This window comes from Dyadobacter sp. HNCC25DJ185 (assembly GCF_056895195.1).
Window position 1 is genome coordinate 197736 of sequence record NZ_JBXHAR010000008.1, and the last position, 21762, is coordinate 219497.

Below are 21762 nucleotides of genomic sequence, written 5' to 3' on the forward strand. Positions count from 1 at the left end.
CTTAACCTGTAAGTTGCGCAGGCCTGGATAAATTCAAATTAAATGTTCTTATTAATATTTCTGGCATATTAAAAAAACAGAGCCATTTAATTAAAATGCTTATATTCAGCACATTAAAATGTGATAATTGTTCGCAAACGGACATTCTGTACAAAAATGCCTGAGCTGCCCGCGCCTAGAACACGCGCAGGAATGATTTTTGAATTTCAGCGTCTTTAAAATATTACATCATGAAAACATTCAAAGTACAGGTTGTCAAGAATTCCGAAGAGGAATTGATCCAGAAGGTATTGGAAACGATGGAGCGGCGCGGGATCATCACCTTTGAAGAGGTAAATCTGAACCAAGGTTCTGAAAAAACAACACCTGCCACAAATGAGCAGGTGCAGGAGATTATTGACGAAGCAGAATTGACGCCTTATTATTCAGAAAAAGAAGCGCGGGAAATCTTGAAATTATAATGAATGCCTGCGTCCGGGCTATTTCTTATGTATTTCCAGCACTTTGATCTCGTCGTATGTTGCTTGTTTTCCCCAGCCGCACAGGACAGACCCCTTGTTGCCTGTTTTACTATATTTGAGATGCACCGGGGTAAGGCTATAGTAGTCATTTATCTTGCCCAATTCTTTTTCAATTTTGGTCAGAGAGTTTTCATCTGGTAAAAAAGAAAGGGTTGAATCACCGGACGTGATTGAAAAATGCCAGGAACAACCATCGGAAGCTAGCATGTTTACCCAGGTGGCATCTGCTTCAAAAACCTCTTCGTCCAGAACTTTACTCTCGTCATGGCAGCCGATCCAGGCAAGTAATCCGAGTACTACGATCAATATTTTCATTTTAAGGGGATAGTTTGAGTTTTCAAAAAGATACATTTAGGCAGTAAATCGTTGGAACCAAAGTATTATTTAGCCGATTTAAGAAATCCTTCAAACCATTTTCCAGATTCTTTTATCGTTCTTTCCTGGCTCTTGAAATCAACATGTACCAGCCCGAATCGCGCGGAGTAACCTTCTGCCCATTCGAAATTATCCATCAACGTCCAGGCAAAGTAGCCGCCAACCCTAACTCCTTCCTTTTTGGCCCTCAGAATAGCAGCTAAATATGCTTCGAAAAATTCCTTTCGTTTCAGGTCATTAACCCGGCCGTCTGTGACTGTATCTTCAAAAGCCGCGCCATTCTCAGACACGATAATCTCTTTCACTCCCTGGTATTTCGAAAATTGTTTCAGTATCCTGAACATACCATCCGGATTGATCTCCCAGCCCATTTGCGTAACCGGCACGCTTCTCAAGCTTGCCGGAACCTCTTTCAGCCAGACAACCGGAGCCCTATACGAATGGCGCACAACAACGCTGAAATAGTTTTGCAGGCCAATGAAATCGAAATCAAACTGCAGTTTCTGTTCATCGTCCGGAAGCTTGTAACGATCCAGGTTGGTAAGGAAAGAAAACACATCTGTCGGATAACCCAGCCCGAGTAGTGGCTCGATAAACAAGCGGTTCATCAGCGCGTCGGCTCTTTTTGCAGCCCTGATATCGGCAGGCTTGTCACTATGAGCATGCACATAAGAACAAGAAAAAGCAGTCCCAATGTAAGCTCCAGGTACAAGCTTGCGAATAACACGGCCACCTTCGGCCTGGCATAGTGCCAGATGATGTACTACCGGCAGGAAATTCCAGATGCCTTTCTTCCCTGGTGCGTGCTGTCCGGTCGTGTATCCGAGCCCTGCGGTGGCCATTGGTTCGTTCATGATGATCCAGCACTTAACCCTGTCCCCAAACGCTTCTGCACACACTTCGGCATAGCTCCCGAACCAATCGACAATTTTCCTGTTTTTCCATCCGCCCACCACTTCCAGGACGTGGGGCAGGTCCCAATGGTATAGTGTAATCCAGGGCTCCATGTCGAGCTCCAGGCACTTATTTATCAATTTGTTATAAAAATCAACACCCAACTGATTCACCTGTCCGTGTCCATCCGGTATAATGCGTGACCAGGATATCGAAAAACGGAACTTTTGAAAGCCCATCGATTTCGCTATTTCCAGGTCTTCTTCATACCGATGATAAAAATCGCAGGAATGATTCGCGTGGTCGCCATTTTTAATTTTACCGCTTCTCCTCGCGAAAACATCCCAAATACAATCTGCCCTGCCGTCTTCGTTCACCGCACCTTCTATCTGGTAAGCAGCAGTAGCAACACCCCATTGAAAATCTCCCCCGAAATCTTCCCGGGATATAGGGTACCGGTTCGAAAGTCCCTCGTTTTCCAGGCTAAACGGATCCGTTTTCCTGTTTTTTATGATTGTCAAAATACCTTAGTAGTCTTTTTTCAGAAAGTTATGAACATAAAGTCAAAGTAAAACCCTCCATTCGCAATATTAGCGGATGGAGGGTTTACCGGTTGAAGTGCGTATTAGGCAATGCTAAGGCCATTTTATTAGAAGGACCTTCCCATCGATGCCACATCGGCGATTTCCATATAATCAGTATCCTCAAAAATTGGGTGGCGCAAATCTGGTGCCGCAGCGGGCAAGGTTATTCATAACCATTACTCCTTCTGATTGTAAACACCCTGTTCTGACTGCCGAACGGATGCTCTACTTTTTATGCGGAAAGATAAATAAAGTGGGCCTAAGCAAATACTACCTCCATATCTTGGGTAGCGAAAACGCCCCTTAATTCCTGCAGTGCTTTACGCACCCTCGACTTGACGGTCCCCAGGGGAACATGAAGGTTTTCCGATACTTCTTCATGTGTATAACCTTGAAAATAAACCAGATCGATCACCAACTTACGTTCGGGAAGCAGACGTTCCACGATAGACCGAAGATCAATCGCCGCAGGCACAGGAGTAAAAATACTGGATGCGGCCAGTTGGCTCTCGCTGACCGTATCCAACTTGAGCACATGTTCAGTCTTCACTTCCATACGAAGCTTATCAATGGCTGTGTTCCTGGCAATATTCAGGATCCAGGTAAAGAGCGTGCCCTTTTCAGCATTATAGCTCGCGATGTTTTTCCATATTTTCAAAAAGGCATCCTGCATTACATCGGCAGCACGGTCTTCATCCTTCACAATCCTCAATATGATCCCGTACAACGCTGACGAATAGTGATCATACAAATATTCAAAGGCCTGGCGATTGTTGGCTTTAAGCAATGATATCAGCTCATGCTCTGTAAAGGTAGACTTAGTGCTCATTATGATCTGTTGTAAATTGCTGTGCAAGGTTTTACGGTACCCGATTTGCGAGAGGTTACTATTCTTATTCCAACCCCTCACTAAATAAATCTGGGTAATTTTCTCACAGTTTGGGGATCAGCTGCTTTTAGCCCGAATAATTCCACAACCTTCGCGTTTCTGGCATAAAACCGTATTTTAGCCCTGTAAAAAAGAAGGTCGCCTTATGTCTGTTAAAAACATCCTTTTGTCAATGATACCAGCTCTTATGTTTTCCTGCATATCCCCAACCCATGATTCAAGTGATGACGAGGCTATTGAACAGATCGCACGCGACTACGTAAAGCTTGGACTGACCATCGGACAATATGACGCCGACTTTGTGGACGCCTACTATGGCCCGGACTCTCTGAAACCGGAAGTAAAAAAAGATTCACTATTTCCCCGGGAAGCGCTGATCAAAGAGGTTCAAACTCTGAAAAAGAAGCTAGACGAACTTTCGTTAAATTCGAGAAACGACACCACAGTACACCGGGCCGGGTGGCTCATTTCACAGCTTGTTGCCTTCGAAAGAAGGATCAGGATCTTTTCAGGCGAATACGCTCCGTTTGATATGGAATCAAAAGACCTCTTCGACGCCGTAGCGCCTGTTTACCCCGAAAAGCATTTCCAGGAACTCGTCTCGCGACTGGACCGGACGCTGCCCGGCAAAGGTTCATTGCCGGAGCGATTCCAAAGTCTGGCGGGCCATTTTCTGATCCCGGAAGATAAAATCGATACGATCTTTCAGGCGGCAATTGCCGAAGCACGGAAACGGACATTGCAGCATTACAAGCTGCCGGCCAATGAAAAGTTCACATTGGAATACGTGACTGACAAACCATGGTCCGGATACAACTGGTATAAGGGCGACTACCACAGCATCATTCAGATCAACGTCAGCCAGCCTATTTTCATAGAAAGGGCCATTGACCTGGCCTGCCACGAAGGGTATCCGGGGCACCATGTATTCAATGCAATGCTGGAACAAAAGCTTTTTAATGAAAAGGGCTGGACGGAAATTTCGCTGTACCCGCTTTTCAGCCCGCAATCATTGATTGCAGAGGGAAGCGCCAATTATGGTATATCCGTCGCATTTCCCGGTGACGAGCAAAAACAGTTTTGCAAAGATGTGCTGATGCCCCTGGCAGGATTGGATACGGTAAATATAGACGCTTACTTTGAAGCATTGGAAATCAGGTCGGAACTGAGCTATGCAAGAAACGAAGTGGCTCGTGGCTTGCTCAATAAGTCCATCACCGACGAGGACGCCAAACGTTGGCTGACCGACTATTGCCTCCTTACCGACAAAGGTGCGACCGACTATCTGCGTTTTATCAAAAAGTACCGCAGCTATGTCATCAACTATAATTATGGGCAGGATTTGGTGAAAAATTACATCGAATCGAGAGGGGGAACCAGCGACGCGCCGCAGTTGCGCTGGGAATTATTCGAAAAATTGCTCAGCAACCAGGTTAAAGCCAGCGACCTCTCAATAAAAAAGTAACGCGTTCATGTTTCAAATCATCCTGGCATCAACCAGTGACCACTATCAGGCCGGGGCAGCAATTTTCCGGGAGTACGCCGATTCTCTTGATTTCACGCTTTCTTTTCAAAGCTTTGAAAAAGAATTAACAATTCTTCCTGAAATGTATGGCCCTCCCACCGGCGCCCTTTTCCTAGTCAGGTACCTGGAAGCTTTCATCGGTGCCGCAGGATTGAGACGCATTGAGGATGAGTATACCTGCGAGGTAAAACGGATGTACGTCCGGCAGGAGTTCCAGGGAAAAGGCATTGGAAAAGCATTGCTTGCAGCGCTCATCAGCCACGCAGAAATTCTGAAATACAAGAAAATTAAATTGGATACCCTCGGCCCAAAAATGCCAGCCGCAGTAGCGCTATACAGATCTTTTGGATTTGAAGAAACCATCCCCTACAACTATAACCCTTACGAGGGAGTGGTCTACTTCGAGAAGCTGGTGGTGCCTATCTCGTAAAAAACTGCCCTTTTCTTTCAATTTCCGGTCTGTTGAGGCTATATTGAGGTTCATTACCCCACTCCTTTAACTGACCTTGAAAAATTTTAACCTACTCCAAAAAAAAAGCTGCTCTACGTTTATTTCCCAGATCAGCCTGGTGATCCTGCTGACGGCGGCTGTATCTCTTTTCAATGCTAAAAGGGCAATAGCGCAGCCTCCCTCGCCACCAAAAACCTATACCTGCTACCAGGTCGACAAACCAATCAGTATAGATGGAAAGATCAATGAAAGCTCCTGGAAAAAAGCGGCTTGGACTTCCCCTTTTGTCGATATCGAAGGCGACAAGAAACCACTTCCTTTACAGGCCACCAAGGTCAAAATGCTGTGGGACAGCGAATACCTCTACATTGCGGCTGCCATAGAAGAAGAGCACATCTGGGCTTATCAGGACAAAAGGGACCAGATCGTGTACCTCGAAAATGATTTTGAAGTGTTTATCGACCCCGATGGAGACGCCGAGAATTACTATGAGCTGGAAATCAATGCGGTCAATAATGTCTTCGATCTATTTCTGCCCAAGACTTATCGTAAGGGCGGGAAAGCCCAATTGAAATGGGATATAGCGCACCTCAAATCCGCAGTTTCCATTGACGGGAGCATCAACGATCCCCGGAATAAGGATAAACGCTGGACGCTGGAAATCGCGATCCCTTTCAAATCTTTGTCCAATGACCATGTTATGCCTGTTTTTCCGGAAAACGGGTCCGAATGGAGGATTAACTTTTCCAGGGTGAACTGGCAGCACCATATAGGAGAAGACGGAAAATACAGCCGGAAACGGGATCCGGAGACCAACAAAATCATCCCGGAATATAACTGGGTATGGTCGCCGCAAGGAATTATCAACATGCATTACCCTGAATACTGGGGTTACCTGCATTTCAATTCGCAAAAAGTGGGTAAGGTCAAAGCTACCGAAACTGCTAAAAACTAATCGACTCCTTATGAAACAGTTCATCCTGCTGGCCTTTTTGTCGATACCACTCTGTACCCCCGCGCAACCAGCAAGAATCGGAAAGGTAACTGTTGATCAGAAATTGACAGCCAAGCTGGAAGAAGCTATGACAGGCTTTCATGGCGAGGTAGGTGTATATGTGAGAAACCTCAAAACCGGGCGGGTTGCGGCCGTCTATGCTGATTCCATTTTCCCTACGGCCAGTATGATCAAAGTCCCTATTATGTGCGGGATTTTTGATAAGATATACAAAGGAGAAATCCGCTTCGACCAGGAGTTGATTTACCGGGATTCGCTTAAATACGACAACGGCATAGTAGGATCCTTTCGGGACAGCACCAAAATCGCTTTGCCCAAGGTGGTGCATCTGATGATTTCCCTTAGCGACAATACAGGAAGCCTCTGGCTGCAGGCGATGGCCGGTGGTGGGGAAACCATCAATACCTGGCTGCAGAGTAACGGCTTCGACAATACGCGGGTCAATTCACGCACGCCAGGCAGGAAAGATGCCCAGGCCAGATATGGCTGGGGACAAACCACTCCCCGGGAGATGGCCGAACTTGTGGCCATGATCCACGACAAAAAAGCCATTGATCCGGATGTCAGCGAACGGATGTACCGCTACCTGGGCATGCAGTTCTGGGACGGGGAGGCGATTTCGCAGGTCCCGCCATTTGTGAATACCGCAGCCAAAAGCGGCGCGGTGAACCAGGCCAAATCCGAAGTACTGGTTGTGCACGCGCCACATGGCGATTACGTTTTTTGCGTCACAACCAAAAATCAGCAAGATCAGGCCTGGCAGAAAGAAAATGAAGGATACGCGCTGATACGGAAAGTTTCAGCGATCATATGGAAGCACTTCGAACCGAAAAGTGATTGGAAACCTGCAGGAGAAGCAGGTAAGTATTGGTTTTAGAAGATAGAATTAACAGGTAAAAGGCGAAAGGTCAAGGGCGGAATTAAATAGGATCAACGCCCTTGACCTGCTGACTCTTAACCTGTTAACATTTTCTCAGGCAAATTCCTGTTTCAACAAATTCCTGCTTTCCTTTTTCACAAAGGTAATGGGCACGAAATCGTCGTTCGGCGCACCTATATAGTATACCGTCCACTCTGGATCGTGATGAGAAAGCATCTCGCTGATGCAATCTGCGCGGTGCCCTACAGGATTGGAACAGTCCTCCCAATAAAACAGCTCGACGCGATAGAACAAGTTTTGCTTGATTCCATTGATCGTTACTTCAACTTTAATCTCCTGCTTGCCTGGAAGCGGTGGGATAGGGATCGCAATGTGGCTCATGGGTTGGTAGTTTTAAAAATTCATGTAGTTGTTGTTTTTGGCTGTCTCAGACGAGGACTCGCTTTTAGCTATTCCGCTCGCAGCGACTTCACCGGGTTTGTTAAAGCTGCTTTTATACTTTGGAAACTGATTGTAAACATGGCAACTGCAATGGCAAGTAGGCCGGCGACGACAAACATCCACCATGCTATTTCGATCCGATAGGCGAAATCGCTCAGCCACACGTTAACCGCCCACCAGGCAACCGGAGAAGCAATCAGGATGGATGCGATTACCAGCTTAAGAAAGTCCCTGGAAAGTAACGCCACGATACCAGCCACCGAAGCGCCCATGACTTTCCTTACGCCAATCTCTTTGATCCTTCTTTCTGCGGAATAAGAGGCAAGCCCAAACAAGCCAAGGCAGGAAATAAAGATCGCCAATGCGGCTAGTATGCCTACAATTTCGCTCACCTGGCTATCAGCCCGGTATAGCGATGCAAAATGCTCGTCCAGAAATGAATAAGTGAAAGGGTGCTCCGGAACCTGCTTGTACCATACAGACTGGATCGCCGCAATCCCCTTTTTCATATCGTTACCCTTGATCCTGACCGACATTTCGGAGTAACCCCAATCCTTTTGGTTGAACAGGCATAATGTCTCGATTTTGTGGTGCAAGGAATTGAAGTTGAAATCTTCTGCCACGCCCACGATCGTCGACAGCGAATCCATCCCCGAAAAGCCAAACCGTTTTCCAACGAGCGATTCGATCGTCAGCGTGGGCTCGTCTTTCAGCAACTCTTTGGCCAGTGATTTATTGATGATATAAGATTTGGCATTATCCGCCGTACTATTGGTAAAATTGCGCCCGGCGATCAGCTTGATTTTATATAATGAAAGGTAATCGGGATCTACTACTACCTGAGAAGACGCGATTTGTTTCTTCGCACCGGTGCCTACAAATGTGACGCCTGTCTGGTGAAAGTTGTTGCCCAGGCGCTGCTGTGAGCCGGTAACGCTTTCGACAAAGGGGCTCGTCAGCAATTCCTGCTTTAACGATTCATACTTCGCGCCCGATTTGGAATCAAGCGGGACGATGACAACCTGGTCCCTGCTAAATCCGGGATTTTTGCTGACCATAAAACGAAGTTGTTTCACTGCAAAGCCGGTGGCGATGATCAGGAAAACGGCACTGGTAAACTGGGCAATCACCAGCGCATTGCGAAAACCAGCCTTGCCGGTACGTAGGGTACCTTTCAAAACCTGGATCGGTTCAAAGGACGAAAGGAACGCCGCGGGGTACAAACCCGAAAAGCCCCCGATGAGAATCGTCCCGCCCAGGACCGTTAACAGAAGCCGAGGATTTGTGAAAACAGAGAAATCCAGCTGCCGCTGACTGAACTGCACTACAGAAGGAAGTACCAGTTTTACGAGCAAAACCGCCAGCACCAATGCAATGGAGGAAAGCAATACCGATTCTCCTAAAAACTGGCCTGCCAGCTGGACTCTTTGCGCGCCGATCGACTTACGGATACCCACCTCTTTGGCCCGGCCCGTTGAGCGCGCCGTTGACAGATTCATAAAATTCACACACGCAATAACCAGGACGATCAGTCCGACTACCAGAAAAATATAGGTGTAACTCCGATCAAATTTTTGAAAGTTGAGATAATCATGCGTGATGTCTGCGGACTTGGAATGAACATCCGCCAGGGGCTGCAAAAACAACTCATAGAACTTCCAGCCGTCATTTTTCATGTGCTTCTTAAGGAAATCAGGGAATTTCCTTTCCAGATCCGCCGTCCTGGTACCAGGCGCAAGTTCCAGGTAAGTGATCAGCCAGTTCCCGCCCCAGTTATTCATGTTATCGGGCCCGGTAATCGTATTGAATGATCCAAGCGCACTGAATTGTAAATGTGAGTTTGCCGGGGCATTTGCCATCACGCCGGTCACTTTAAGTCTGAGGGTATCATTCCCGAAATGGGTTACATACTTTCCGATCGGATCTTCTTTACCGAATATGCTTTCGGCACTTTTCTGGGACAGCACCACACTGTTCGGCTCCTTCAAAACAGCGGCTTTTTCGCCTTCAAGAAGCTTATAATCAAATATTTGAAAAAAGTTGGGGTCCACCCACAGCATCTCAGGTATTTCGACCCTTTTTTCTCCGCTGGTGAACATCACTTTCTCCCAGGAATTAACACGCACAAAATCCCTGATTTCGGGATAATCATTCTTCAGCGTCGGTCCCATCGGGAACATCGACAATGCCACTTTCTGGGGTGCTACCATCCCCTCGAATTTCTGCACTTCGTCCAGCCGGTAAAGATTTTTGGCGTGCACCTTGTCAAAGCTTCTTTCGTAGGAGACAAAAAGCATGATGACGATGAAGGCAGCCATGCTGATGGCCAGCCCCAGGATGTTGATGGCCGAAAAGACCTTGTTTTTCCAGATATTCCGGAGGGCGATTTTGAAGTAATTTCTGAGCATAGCAAAGCCAAAACAACAAAGTTATGCCAAACCACACAAGTACCTAAAAATCAATTTATTAAAGCAAAAAATCAAGGCAAAATTGTCCATTTTCGGACAACCATGTTCACGGTTGGACATTGTGAATTGAAGGTTACAATCCGCGCTCTACCAGTACTTGCGGATCCCCAGGTACCCACCGGTATTATGCGTAAAAATATCGCCCCGGTCCACCGACAACTTTGCGATAATTTGTGTGTTTTTCAGGTAAGGGAATTGATATTGTGCCGCTAAAAGGGAAGAAAATTGCGGGCGCACCGGGTCGAAATTGGCACCTGGCGTGCCAAAATTCCGGCTATACGAAGCCCTGAAAGTGAGAAGCAGTGAATTCCGTGCTTTCCCCTGAACACCGATGTACCACATATTCAGACGGTTATTCGGAAAATAACGGTCACTGAACTCCTTGGAGTGGTCCATGTCTTTGTTTGGAATAATAAACGGGGTACCGATCGTCCTGCCCTGATACGACCACCCTTCGGTGTATTGCGTATGGCTGAAATAATTATCAGCCCCCTGATATTTGCTTCCGGGAATATAAAAAGTGGATCCGGACTGATCTTTTGTGGTCAGAAATTCGAGTGTCAGGTGGGTGATCTGGAAACCAACAGACATCTCCCTGGAACTGGTTTTGAAATTGATTCCGTACAAACCGTCAGGAATATTTTTGAAGAGCATACTCGAAACGTCCTCAAAGGGGTGCTGATGATATATAAACAATTGCCGGCCTGCCAGCTTCGTTTCAATCGCGAAATCGTAGCTTCCCAGATGATTACCCAGCCGGTAGCTGTCAAACGCGCCGTACCCGTTTTTGGTGAACCAGTTCTTTGAGGTATAAGCAAAAACCACGTTGGGATAGAACTTCCAGGATGAAGGCAGCTTTCCATCCAATGCCAGCTCGGGGTGTTGTTTGAGGTACTCGGAGTGCCCGGCCCAAAGCACATTATGGTTGAGCCCAAAATAGAATTTTGTGCCCGATTTCGGCTTCCCTAACCTGAAATAGAGAAATTTCTGATGCAGCCTGACCCCTTCCAGATAGTCGGTCGCAAACCAGCCGTGCGAGAAGCCCGCGTGAATGGCCAGGAAATTGCGTGTAAATTTCAAAGGCGTGAAACCGATGGTACCAATCTGTATTTTCGGGATCGGCAGCGCATTGCCCGAACCTGAATAGAACCCGGAAGACAAAGTGGAGTCGCCAATCCCCATTAACTCTTTTCTTCTTCCTAAATAGAGCTCCACCTGCTTGAACCGCAAGCTAGCAAATGCCTCAGGCAAAATGAACTGGGATTTATCATACTTGTCGAAAGTCGCAACCGGGCTAATCCGGGCACTCCAGTCCAGTTTCCTGGGCCGGTTGGAAAGACTATCAAAGTAGATATATCTCTTATACAAAGATGCCTGGATAATTCCGGCAGGCGCTTGATTGGGAACGACGCCAAATTGCCCTGTATGCAACCAGAATGGGGTATTGTCGGTAGAAGATACAATACCTCCCGCCTCCATATTGCCTCCTACTCCCAATTTGTCTTTACTCTGCTGCGCATGCATTTCAACCGAAAACAACAGTGTCAATATCAAACAGGGGCAGAAAAAAAAGCGGAAACCAGACATGTCGACATTTAGATTAACACGCAAGTTAGCCAGGTCCCCGGAAATTTGCCTACTCCGGACCAGGTATTTAATACAGATTTCACACGGGTTATTATTCGGCCTTCAGAGATTTTACCGGATTGATCCATGCAGCCTTCAGGGCCTGAAAACTTACCGTCAATACCGTAAGGCTCAACGCCCCCAATCCAGTCACGGCAAAAATCCACCAGGAGATCTCGGTACGGTACTGATACTTTTGCAGCCACCCGCTCATCAGATACCAGGATAGAGGGCCGGCGATCAGGCATGCCATAACAATAAGGATGATAAAATCACGGGAAAGCATCAGCCAGAGATTGACAACAGAAGCTCCCAGTACCTTACGGATACCAATTTCCTTGGTACGCTGCTCTGCAGTAAATGCGGCCAGACCAAATAGACCCAAACAGGAAATGAAGATAGCAAGGGAAGCGAAAAAAGTCGCCAGCGTTCCGATACGCTGTTCTCCTGCAAATTTGGCAGCATATTCCTCGTCCACAAAATCATACTCCAGCGGTGAGGCAGGATCGTATTTTTTAAAAACAGCTTCTATCTGCTTCAAAGCAACACTTGCCTTGGACTTAGGATTGATCCGAATGGTTATAAAACTGCCTGCACGCCTTGCGATGAAAAACAAGGTCTGTTTTACAGGCCCGTAAGGCGAAGTCATGATCATATCCTTCACGACGCCCAGCACTTTAAAATTCCGGCCCTCCCATTTCACCAATTCGCCAGGTGCCTTTCCCGTCAATCCCATAAGCCTGGCGGCGGTTTCATTCAGCACAAGCCCGGCCGAATCTGTCGAAAATGTCTTTGAAAAATCCCTTCCTTCCACAAATTCCCAGCCCACGGTATGTCCATATTCGTGGGAGATACCCATGGTCACAAAATCAGCTTGCATCGAAGGGTCTTTGCCTTTCCAATCGAAGCCTTTGTTCACGGACCTTACGTCTGTCGTTGGGCCCTGCGACTCCGCCAGCGCAATGACAGTTCCTGTTTTCAACAAATCATGACGTACGGCGTCCATATGCTTGTGAATGTCCGACGTGTTCACATGCACTGCTACCAATCCTTCCCGCTCGTATCCAACCGGACGATCTTCTCCATGCCGAATCTGGCGGTACACGACGATCGTGCCGATAATCAGCGTCACCGAAACTGTGAATTGCACAATCACCAGCACTTTTCGTGGAGCGGCGTTTAGGTATCCACCCAAAAAACGGGACGGTATGGTAGTCCGAAGCGCTTTTATAGGTTGAAAAGATGAAAGATAAAATGCCGGATAACTTCCTGCAACCAATCCGGTGACGCTACAAAAACCGAGACACGCCGCCCAAAACCACGGTTTTGACCATAACATTCCCATTTCCTTACCCGCAACTTCATTGAAGGCCGGCAGGCCGATTTGTACCAGTGCGAGAGCCAGAACAAATGCGCCCAAAACCATCAGATAGGATTCACTGAAAAACTGGACTACCAATTGTGATCTCACCGAACCGATGGCTTTCCTGATACCCACTTCCTTCGATCTCTTTTCTGAACTTGCCGTGCTCAGGTTCATGAAATTAATGCAGGCCAGCAATAACACAAATAGGCCCACAATGCTAAAAAGCCACACGATTTCGATCTGCCTGCCCGCATTGATCCCGTTTTCCCATTCCGAATACAAATGCCACCGGCTCATCGGATGGAGCAGGATCTGAGGCTTGTATTTCAATTCTTCCTGATCGCCCTTTTTTAATTTAATGTCCCTGATCTTTTCGGAAACTACCTGCAAGTCAGCATTTTTTGCGATTTGTACAAAAACCTGAAACGAACTGTTGGCCCACTCATGGTTATCCCGGGCCTCTTTCACCCAGTCATTTGAAGCCACATATAAATCCCATGGCGCAATGAATTTGAGGTCCCGAAATTCCGAACTGGCCGGCAAGTCCCGATACACGCCGGTAACCTTGACATTCAGCTCATTATCAATCTTCATCATTTTGTCCAGAGGATCTGCATTGCCAAAAAGGGCTTGTGCCACCGACTCCGAGATGATCATGGAAGCAGGGTCTTTCAACGCCTGTTCAGTCCCCCGGACCATTTGCAAAGAGAGCATGCCGGGAACACCGGCGGACATAAAATTCCCCATCTTTACGATCTTATTTTCACCAAAGGTGAGGATATGCCGGGTTGTCCAGGAAGACAGGATGACACGTTCAAAATCGTTTGCGTAAACAGTTTCCAATTCCTGTGCTACTGGAAGTGCTACATTTCCGCCGGTTCTCACCTCTCCGTCCAGCGTCTGCTGCTCCATCACCCGGGCAATGCGATCATAGTTCCGGTGGATTTTATTGAATGAAACCTCATCGTAAACCCACAATCCGATCAGCATGGCGACCGCCATTCCGGAGGCAAGGCCAACAATGTTGACAAAGGAATAAACCTTATTTTTAGTAAGGCTGCGCAGAGCTATTTTCAGGTAGTTTTTTAGCATATCTGTAAAGGAAATGGATTTGAGGGTCAAAAGGTTAAGAACCTCTTGACCCATTTTTTTACTCGCTTCGCAACGACTTCACCGGATTCATCAAAGCCGCCCTAATCGCCTGGTAACTTACCGTGAGCATGGTAATAAACAATGCACCAAGACCCGAAGCGGCGAAAATCCACCAGGATATGCGGGTGCGGTATTCATATTTCTGCAACCAGTCGCTCAAAAAATAATAGGCGATTGGAATTGCCAGCACACTCGCGATGATAACCAGCAGAATAAAATCACGGGAAAGCATTGCCCAAAGGTTTCCGACCGATGCCCCCAGGACCTTTCTTACGCCAATCTCCTTCGTGCGCTGTTCAGCTGTAAAAGAGGCCAGCCCAAACAACCCGAGGCAACTGATCATGATCGCCAGAATTGCGAAAATCGATGCCAGTGTCGCGATGCGTTCTTCCCCGGCAAATTTGAGGGCGTATTGCTGGTCTGTGAACTTATAATCGAAAGGACTGCCTGGATTAAATTTACGGAACACGCCTGCCACAGCGCTCAGAGCACGGGCAGTTGGTATGGTCGATTTCAGTTTAATATTAATCACCCCTGCCCAGTCATAATCGAGTAAATACACAGCCTGGTACACTGGTTCAAAGGGTGATGCCATCAGCATGTCCCTGATCACACCTACAACCGTATAATCCTTTCCCCTCCAGTTGACAATCTTGCCGACAATTTCTGATGGATGTTTGAAACCCATGTATTTCACGGCCGTTTCGTTGAGCACTACACCAGAAGAATCGCTTGCGAAATTTCTTGAAAAATCCCGGCCTTCCACGAACTGCCACCCCACCGTTTTTCCAAAATCATGGGTAACCCCGATAGTCCCAAAGTTTTCTTTCATATTCGGATCTTTCCCTGGCCACTTAAATCCGTCATTGGAAGACAGCATTTCGGTGGCCGGCGAGGACGACGTCGACATCTCTATTACCGCACCTGTTTCCAGCAAACTTGCCCTCAATGCATTATAATGCCTGTAAAGTTCCGGCGTATTCATAGCCACGGTGATGAGCGAAGTGCGGTCGTAGCCTGTGGGCCGGTCCTTGGCGTACTCGATTTGCTTATACACAATGATGGTACCAATGATGAGCGTCACGGAGACAGTGAACTGCAGCACGACCAGGAATTTCCGTGGCACCGCGGCAAAACTTCCCACACGAAATGCGCCCTTTAAAACCTTTACCGGCTGGAAAGAAGACAAATAAAGCGCGGGATAGCTTCCCGAAATGAGCCCGGTGACGAGACAGAAACTGAGACCGGCCACCCAGAAAAGCGCGCTGTTCCAGGGTACGACCATTTTCTTATCGGCGATTTCATTAAAGGCTGGAAGCAGCATCATAACCATCCCAATAGCCACCCAAAATGCCATGATCACCACGGTGAGCGATTCGGTGAGAAACTGTCCGATCAGCTGACGGCGCATTGACCCGATCGCCTTCCGGACACCCACTTCACGGGCACGTTTTTCGGACCGGGCCGTGCTGAGGTTCATAAAATTGATCGAAGCCAGCAGCAATACGAAAATTCCTATTGTCCCGAAAAGCCAGACATATTGGATACGGCCGTCTGGATTGCCGGCCTTGTCCCATCCCTGGTACAAGTGCCAGTCCGACATCGGCAACAAGAATGACTCTGGCTTGAAAAAGGCCGCCTCAGGCGTATGCTCTAAACGCATGTTTTTAATTTTTGCAGAGGCTACACGAATATCCACGTGGGGATTAAGCTGTGCCAAAACCTGCCAGGAGCTATTGTTCCAGTCTTTCTTCTCCAATGCCTGACGTACCCAGCTATTTGAAGCCACATACAAATCCCAGGGAACAATGAACGTCAGGTCCCTGAATTGCGTGTTGTAAGGCAGGTCCTCATAGACGCCGGCGACTTTGACATTTATTTCATTGTCCAGCTTGATAATTTTGTCAAGCGGGTTAACCTCGCCAAACAACGCCATGGCGGTAGATTCCGAAATCAATACCGAAGTCTGGTCTTTCAGACCAGATCGTGTGCCCTTCAGCATTTTTAAAGAAAACATATCCGGCGCTTCTTCTCCCAGATAAGCCCCCTTCTTTGTAAATTTTTTATCACCATAAGCCAGAATATGCTCATCGATCCACGACGACATCACAACGTGCCTGAAATAACTCCCATATTTTCCACGTAATTCGTCGCCGACAGTAACCGGCTGGTATTCATTGTGGTATACAACCCCTTCAAAAGTTCCCTTTTGCATGACCTTGACAATACGGTCGTAATTCTGGTGATACCGGTCAAACGAAAATTCGTCGTAGATCCATAACCCGATCAGAATGGCGACCGCCAGCCCTGCTGCCAGCCCCACAATGTTGATAGCAGAATAACCTTTGTGGTTCAAAAGGTTACGGAAGGTGATTTTGATGTAGTTTGAAAGCATGTGAATGGCGATTGAAAAATGACGGATATATAAAGGCTAAGCGGTTTTAATTAGGATGGTGCAGTTTAAGGGGCAATGCCAAAAACAGTGACCCTTAACCCGCTTCTATTCGCTTCGCAAGCTCTTCACCGGGTCAATCAGCGCAGATCTTATACTCTGATAACCGACTGTCAATAACGCAATGCCGATTGCAAGCAAGCCGGCTACAACGAATACCCACCATTCGATGGCGATCCTGTATTCAAAGTTCTGCAGCCACCGGGCCATTGCATACCAGGCGATAGGGCACGCGACGACGATAGCAATGACTATTAATCTTAAAAAATCCTGGGAGAGCATCGCCACAATGCTGGATACCGAAGCACCCAATACTTTGCGGACCCCGATTTCTTTGGTACGCTGGGCCGAAGTAAAGGTGACCAGTCCGAACAATCCCAGACAAGCTATAAATATGGAGATCAGGGCAAAAATGCGGAATGCATCGAACACGAGCTGTTCTACCATATAGCCCTTGGCAAGCGATTCGTTCAAAAATGCATATTGGTACACGTCCTGCGGGAAAGTCTGCTTCCAGGTTTGCTCCATGGCTTTCAGGGTACTCTGGATATTAGACCAATTTCTTTCGCCTGCCTGTAACCGGACATGGATCTGCTCATGAAATCCGGTGTTCCAAACCATCAGAATACAAGGTTTTATCGCCTGCTGAAGGGAAACATTGTGGAAATCTTTGACCACGCCAATGATTGGAGCCTCCCCCTCGCTGATTTTGATCATTTTGCCTATGGCAGCTTCCGGTGTCAGCCCAAGTAATTTCACGGCGGTCTCATTCATTACAAAACCATTGAAGGCTGTCCCGTCAGGTACCACATTCGAAGGCGCAAAACCGCGACCGGCAATGGTTTTTATTCCAAAAAGCGACTGGTAATGAAGGTCGACCACTTTCATTTCCGCTTCCCGGTCCATTTCGCTGCCTTCCGATTTCAGCCGAAAACGGGTACCGAAATAATTACGCGTAATAGGCGCGCCGGACGAAAAGCTAACCTCCCTGACGGCCGGATTTCTTAATAATTGTGTACGAAAAACATCCAGCCGTCCGGGCACCTGGTTTCGCGGCCCGTTAATGGTGACAATTGCGTCCCGGGCAAATCCAAGGTCCTTTTGCATAAAGAAGTTCATCTGGCGCGACGCCACCAGCATTCCCGCGATCAGGCAGTAAGTAATGCAGAACTGCAGAATAATTAATCCGTGGCGCAGGGAAAAACCACGGTGCGGTGCGGCCGCGATATTCTTCAATGCTTTCACCGGCTGGAATTTCGACAGGACAATTGCCGGGTAGCTCCCTGCCAAAAAAGCCACAATCAACACCATCGAAGCTGAGAAAAACCAGATGGTCGCATCCATCCGAAGGTCCAGATCAATGATTGTAAGCGAATGATTGAGCCAGTTCAGCAAGATTTGCAAAACACTGAGTGAAATGAGACCGGCCCATGCAGATATGATCAATGTCTCACCAATAAACTGACCAAATAACTGATAATGAGAACTCCCAACCGCTTTCCGCACGCCTACCTCCTTGCTCCTCCGGCTCGCCTGTGCGGTGGTAAGATTGATGAAATTAAACGCTGCGATCAGGATCAGGAATAAAGCCAGGCTGGACAACCCCCAAAGCATATGCTTACTCACCCGGTAACCTCCTGTAAAATCTTCGTAAAGCGTATCCGTGTGAACTTCGCCCAGCGGTTGCAGAAAATAACTGATATCCCGCTGATCCTTTGCATTCATGTACCGCTTGGTCAACTCAGAAAGTCTGCTTTCCAATTCCTTTGACGACATTCCGGAAGGTAAGGTGACATAGGTAGTACCCTGGTAATTCCCCGACCAGTTATTCGCCTGATACGGGTTATTGGATTTAAAAAACTGGTAATTGACCAGCATATCAAACAGCAGGTTGGTGTTACGCGGCGGGTTCCGGATAACCCCGGTCACCACCAGCGGATCCGAGTTATTGAGCGTAAGCGTCTGCCCAAGGATCTCGTCATAATGGTTGGCATGATCGGCAAAGTAGCGGTTGGCGAGCTTTTCGGTCAATACAACCGCATTAACAGGTAAGAAGGCCTTTTCAGCATTGCCGGCAAGCCATATCCCCTCCGGAGCTGCTTTGCCAAAATCAAAAGTCCGCAAATAATAACCGTCCGCAAACATAACCCGGTTTTCCTCGAACCTGCGGACATTCCCGCGCCGATCTACCGAGCTGACGATACGGTCGAGCGGGCCTGCAGTTTGCGTCACCACCACGCCAGGAATGTCCCGGCGGATTGCTTCCGCGAGCGGGTATGCCGTGGTGGGCCAGTGCTGGACGCCACCCGACATCCGGTGATGTTCCACGACCCGGTATGTACTTTCCGACTGGCTATGAAAAGCATCGAAATTGAGCTCATAACGTACAAAAATGTAAATCACCATACACCCGGTCATTCCCAATGCCAGCCCCAGCACATTGATCCCCGTATGAAACTGATCCTGCCGTAGACGGCGAAGGGCGATTTTTAGATAGTTCGTCAGCATGGTTTCTTTGGCTTTTAGCTGTCAGCCTTTGGCTATTAGCTTTTTTGTTTAAATGCGATTAGTAGTGCTTGTGTCCCTCAATGCCTGGTAGTTTTCATAGCGCTTATGGCCCCAAAAGGCGACTTCTTTTCTCTGTCTGGTCCTAAAAAAGTGTACAGCATCGGGCCAAACTCTTCTTTGGGGATCGGCGGCAAGACACAAACGCCCGGTCGCTACTCACTCCTCAGCGACCTTACCGGATCCAGCAATGCTGCCCTGATCGCCTGTGAACTCACTGTTAATAATGTAATTACCAATGCGGCTGCGCCGGAAGCGACGAAGATCCACCAGGAAATTTCCATCCGGTACTGGTACTTCTGCAGCCAGTCGTTCATAAAATAATAAGCGATCGGAATCGATATCAGGCATGAAATCAGCACCAGCCACACAAATTCTCTGGAAAGCAGCTGAAACAGGTTCGCAACGGAAGCGCCCAAAACCTTTCTGATGCCGATCTCTTTGGTCCGCTGTTCCGCGGTAAATGAGGCCAGGCCAAACAATCCCAGGCAGGAGATCAAAATGGCGATGGCTGCAAATATGGCCGCGAGCTTGCCCACTTGGTTTTCCGTCGCAAACTTCTGGTCAAACTCATCATTTACGAAGCTGTATTCGAAGGGCATCGAAGCATCATATTTCTTAAAATCTGCTTTAATGTCTTTCAAAGCCGTTTTTACATGGACCCCAGGTTTCAGCCGGACAAAAATATTGTTCACATTGCCCGGGCTAAAAAGGATCGCCAGCGGATAAACTGGTTGAAAAGGATCTTCCAGGATCAGGTCTTTCACGATACCCACAATGGTAATGACCTTGTCGCCCGAGCGCATTGTTTTCCCGATCGGGTCCTTATAGCCGATCACTTTCAGTGCCGACTCATTCAAGATGACAGCATTGGAATCGGACTTAAAATCCCTGGAAAATGGACGGCCCTGCACGAAGGTCAGCCCCGCCGTTTTTTCAAAATCCCATTCTGTCAGGATGACATCCAGAGCAATGTCTGAATTGGCTTCCTTACCTGTCCAGGAGAAATCGCTCCATCGGTTATAAATGCGGGTCATAGGCTGGGATGCTTCCGAAACCGCCGTCACAAACCCATTGTTGAGCAACTCCTGCTTGAGAGGTACAAAATTCTTTTTAAGGCTTTCAGTCGCATTGACGGAGATCAGGTTGTCGGTGTCATAACCCACAGGGCGGTCTTTGGCATAGTTGATCTGCTGGTAAACGATGATCGTACTGATGATCATGCCTACAGAAACCGCGAATTGAGAAACCACCAGCACTTTTCGCAGGCTGATGGATCGGCTTCCCGGACTGAACTTGCCTTTTAAAACCAAAACAGGCTTGAAAGAAGATAAATAAAAAGCCGGATAACTGCCTGAGAGAAAACCCGTAAACAGACATATCAGCAATACCGAGATCAATAAATTGAAATTATTCAGATCGAAACGGACATTTTCAAACCCCACGTCCCCGAGTTGCGGCATGACCACCCTAATCAGCAACAGCGAAACCAGGAAAGCTAGAAAAGCAGTAAGTACCGATTCGCACAAAAATTGCAGGATCAACTGGTGACGTTCCGAGCCCACCGCTTTGCGAACACCTACTTCTTTCGCCCTTTTCTCCGACCGGGCTGTTGAGAGGTTCATAAAATTGACGCAGGCGATCAGTAACACCAAGATACCGATGATACCGAATAACCGAACATACTCGATTTTTCCACCTGTATTAACCCAATTGACATAGTTATCGCGCAAATGCCATTGGCTTAACGGATGCAAAAACAAGGTTTGATTTTTAAGGCTTTTATCTTTCTGAACATTCAGTGGGCCAATCTTCTTGGAAAACGCCTGCATGTCTGTCCCCTCTTTCAGTTCGACCACCGTCTTCAGAAAGTTATTTCCCCAGTTAGTTCTATTACTTTTCAAGAAATCAGAAACCGCTATGCCAAATTCGTAGGGTACCAGAAAGTCAAACTGGATCGAGGAATTTTTTGGCGCAGCTGCTGCGATACCGGTTACCTGAATGTCGTAGGCATTGTCTAGTCTGACAATCTTTCCGATCGGGTTGACCTTACCAAACAATGCTTTCGCCAAAGCGTTGGTCAGGACAATAGAGTACGGCTCATTCAATGCCGTTTTTGTGCTACCTGCCGTGATCGGCAGATCAAACATCTCCAGAAAATCCGGGTCGACAAATGCGCCGTCTTTGACAATCAGGGTGTTTCCATTCGCCGACAAACTATGCTGGCCGCCCAGGTCCATCCGCGAAATGCGTTTTACTTCCGGGTAATTGTTCTGGAGCTCATAAAACAAGGGCAAAGGCGTGACATCCTGGCTCTTTTTCTGACCATTGTAGAGCGTATGTTTCATGACCAGGGCAATCCGGTCACCATTTTTGTGAAACGAATCAAAACTCAGCTCGTACTGCACCCACAAGCCGATCAGAATGGCAAAAGCCATCCCCACAGCGAGCCCGCCAATGTTGATAAAGGCGTAGACCTTGTTGTTCACAAGGTTTCGGAAGGCGATTTTTAGGTAGTTGGTTAACATGGCTCTTTCAAAAAGGGTAAAGGTTAAGGG

General features: G+C 47.6%; 15 protein-coding genes. 5 read left to right on the forward strand and 10 right to left on the reverse strand.

The genetic code is table 11. The features are described 5' to 3' along the window. Positions 1 to 230 precede the first annotated feature (230 nt). Positions 231 to 461, forward strand: coding sequence for a hypothetical protein (locus tag AC1XUF_RS23095; RefSeq protein WP_483344213.1), 231 nt, complete (start codon positions 231 to 233; stop codon positions 459 to 461). Positions 462 to 479: 18 nt separating this feature from the next. Here the strand turns inward: AC1XUF_RS23095 and AC1XUF_RS23100 are convergent, their stop codons facing one another. The 3 genes from AC1XUF_RS23100 to AC1XUF_RS23110 all read right to left on the reverse strand — a co-directional run bounded on the left by AC1XUF_RS23100 (position 480) and on the right by AC1XUF_RS23110 (position 3203). Next, entirely contained in the window at positions 480 to 836 is a 357-nt protein-coding gene (locus AC1XUF_RS23100; RefSeq protein WP_483344214.1) for a hypothetical protein, read from the reverse strand. Between the two features lie 65 nt (positions 837 to 901). Further along, positions 902 to 2311, reverse strand: a complete 1410-nt coding sequence (locus AC1XUF_RS23105; RefSeq protein ID WP_483344215.1) for a GH1 family beta-glucosidase — start codon at positions 2309 to 2311, stop codon at positions 902 to 904. A 322-nt stretch (positions 2312 to 2633) separates the two neighbouring features. Then, complete coding sequence (locus AC1XUF_RS23110; protein ID WP_483344216.1) at positions 2634 to 3203, reverse strand: RNA polymerase sigma factor; 570 nt, start codon at positions 3201 to 3203, stop codon at positions 2634 to 2636. A 232-nt stretch (positions 3204 to 3435) separates the two neighbouring features. Between AC1XUF_RS23110 and AC1XUF_RS23115 the strand changes: the two genes are divergently transcribed. The 4 genes from AC1XUF_RS23115 to AC1XUF_RS23130 all read left to right on the forward strand — a co-directional run bounded on the left by AC1XUF_RS23115 (position 3436) and on the right by AC1XUF_RS23130 (position 7131). Further along, positions 3436 to 4728 carry a hypothetical protein gene (locus AC1XUF_RS23115; RefSeq protein WP_483344217.1) on the forward strand — a complete coding sequence of 431 codons (1293 nt, stop codon included), beginning with the start codon at positions 3436 to 3438 and terminating at the stop codon, positions 4726 to 4728. Positions 4729 to 4735: 7 nt separating this feature from the next. After that, the gene (locus AC1XUF_RS23120; RefSeq protein WP_483344218.1) at positions 4736 to 5218 is read left to right on the forward strand and encodes a GNAT family N-acetyltransferase; all 483 of its coding nucleotides are present in this window, start codon (positions 4736 to 4738) and stop codon (positions 5216 to 5218) included. Between the two features lie 76 nt (positions 5219 to 5294). Further along, positions 5295 to 6194, forward strand: coding sequence for a carbohydrate-binding family 9-like protein (locus tag AC1XUF_RS23125; protein WP_483344219.1), 900 nt, complete (start codon positions 5295 to 5297; stop codon positions 6192 to 6194). Positions 6195 to 6204: 10 nt separating this feature from the next. Further along, positions 6205 to 7131: a serine hydrolase gene (locus tag AC1XUF_RS23130; RefSeq protein WP_483344220.1), complete on the forward strand. Its 927-nt coding sequence runs from the start codon at positions 6205 to 6207 to the stop codon at positions 7129 to 7131. Between the two features lie 96 nt (positions 7132 to 7227). Here the strand turns inward: AC1XUF_RS23130 and AC1XUF_RS23135 are convergent, their stop codons facing one another. The 7 genes from AC1XUF_RS23135 to AC1XUF_RS23165 all read right to left on the reverse strand — a co-directional run bounded on the left by AC1XUF_RS23135 (position 7228) and on the right by AC1XUF_RS23165 (position 21732). Beyond that, on the reverse strand, positions 7228 to 7515 hold the full coding sequence (locus AC1XUF_RS23135) for a hypothetical protein (protein ID WP_483344221.1): 288 nt from the start codon (positions 7513 to 7515) through the stop codon (positions 7228 to 7230). A 68-nt stretch (positions 7516 to 7583) separates the two neighbouring features. Further along, positions 7584 to 9983, reverse strand: a complete 2400-nt coding sequence (locus AC1XUF_RS23140) for an ABC transporter permease (RefSeq protein WP_483344222.1) — start codon at positions 9981 to 9983, stop codon at positions 7584 to 7586. Between the two features lie 147 nt (positions 9984 to 10130). Next, positions 10131 to 11597, reverse strand: a complete 1467-nt coding sequence (locus AC1XUF_RS23145) for a capsule assembly Wzi family protein (RefSeq protein ID WP_483344223.1) — start codon at positions 11595 to 11597, stop codon at positions 10131 to 10133. A gap of 124 nt (positions 11598 to 11721) precedes the next feature. Then, positions 11722 to 14181, reverse strand: a complete 2460-nt coding sequence (locus AC1XUF_RS23150) for an ABC transporter permease (protein WP_483344224.1) — start codon at positions 14179 to 14181, stop codon at positions 11722 to 11724. A gap of 4 nt (positions 14182 to 14185) precedes the next feature. Next, positions 14186 to 16582, reverse strand: a complete 2397-nt coding sequence (locus AC1XUF_RS23155; protein ID WP_483344225.1) for an ABC transporter permease — start codon at positions 16580 to 16582, stop codon at positions 14186 to 14188. A 105-nt stretch (positions 16583 to 16687) separates the two neighbouring features. Beyond that, positions 16688 to 19147 carry an ABC transporter permease gene (locus AC1XUF_RS23160; protein WP_483344226.1) on the reverse strand — a complete coding sequence of 820 codons (2460 nt, stop codon included), beginning with the start codon at positions 19145 to 19147 and terminating at the stop codon, positions 16688 to 16690. 212 nt (positions 19148 to 19359) lie between these two features. Further along, complete coding sequence (locus AC1XUF_RS23165) at positions 19360 to 21732, reverse strand: ABC transporter permease (protein ID WP_483344227.1); 2373 nt, start codon at positions 21730 to 21732, stop codon at positions 19360 to 19362. Positions 21733 to 21762: the final 30 nt, after the last annotated feature.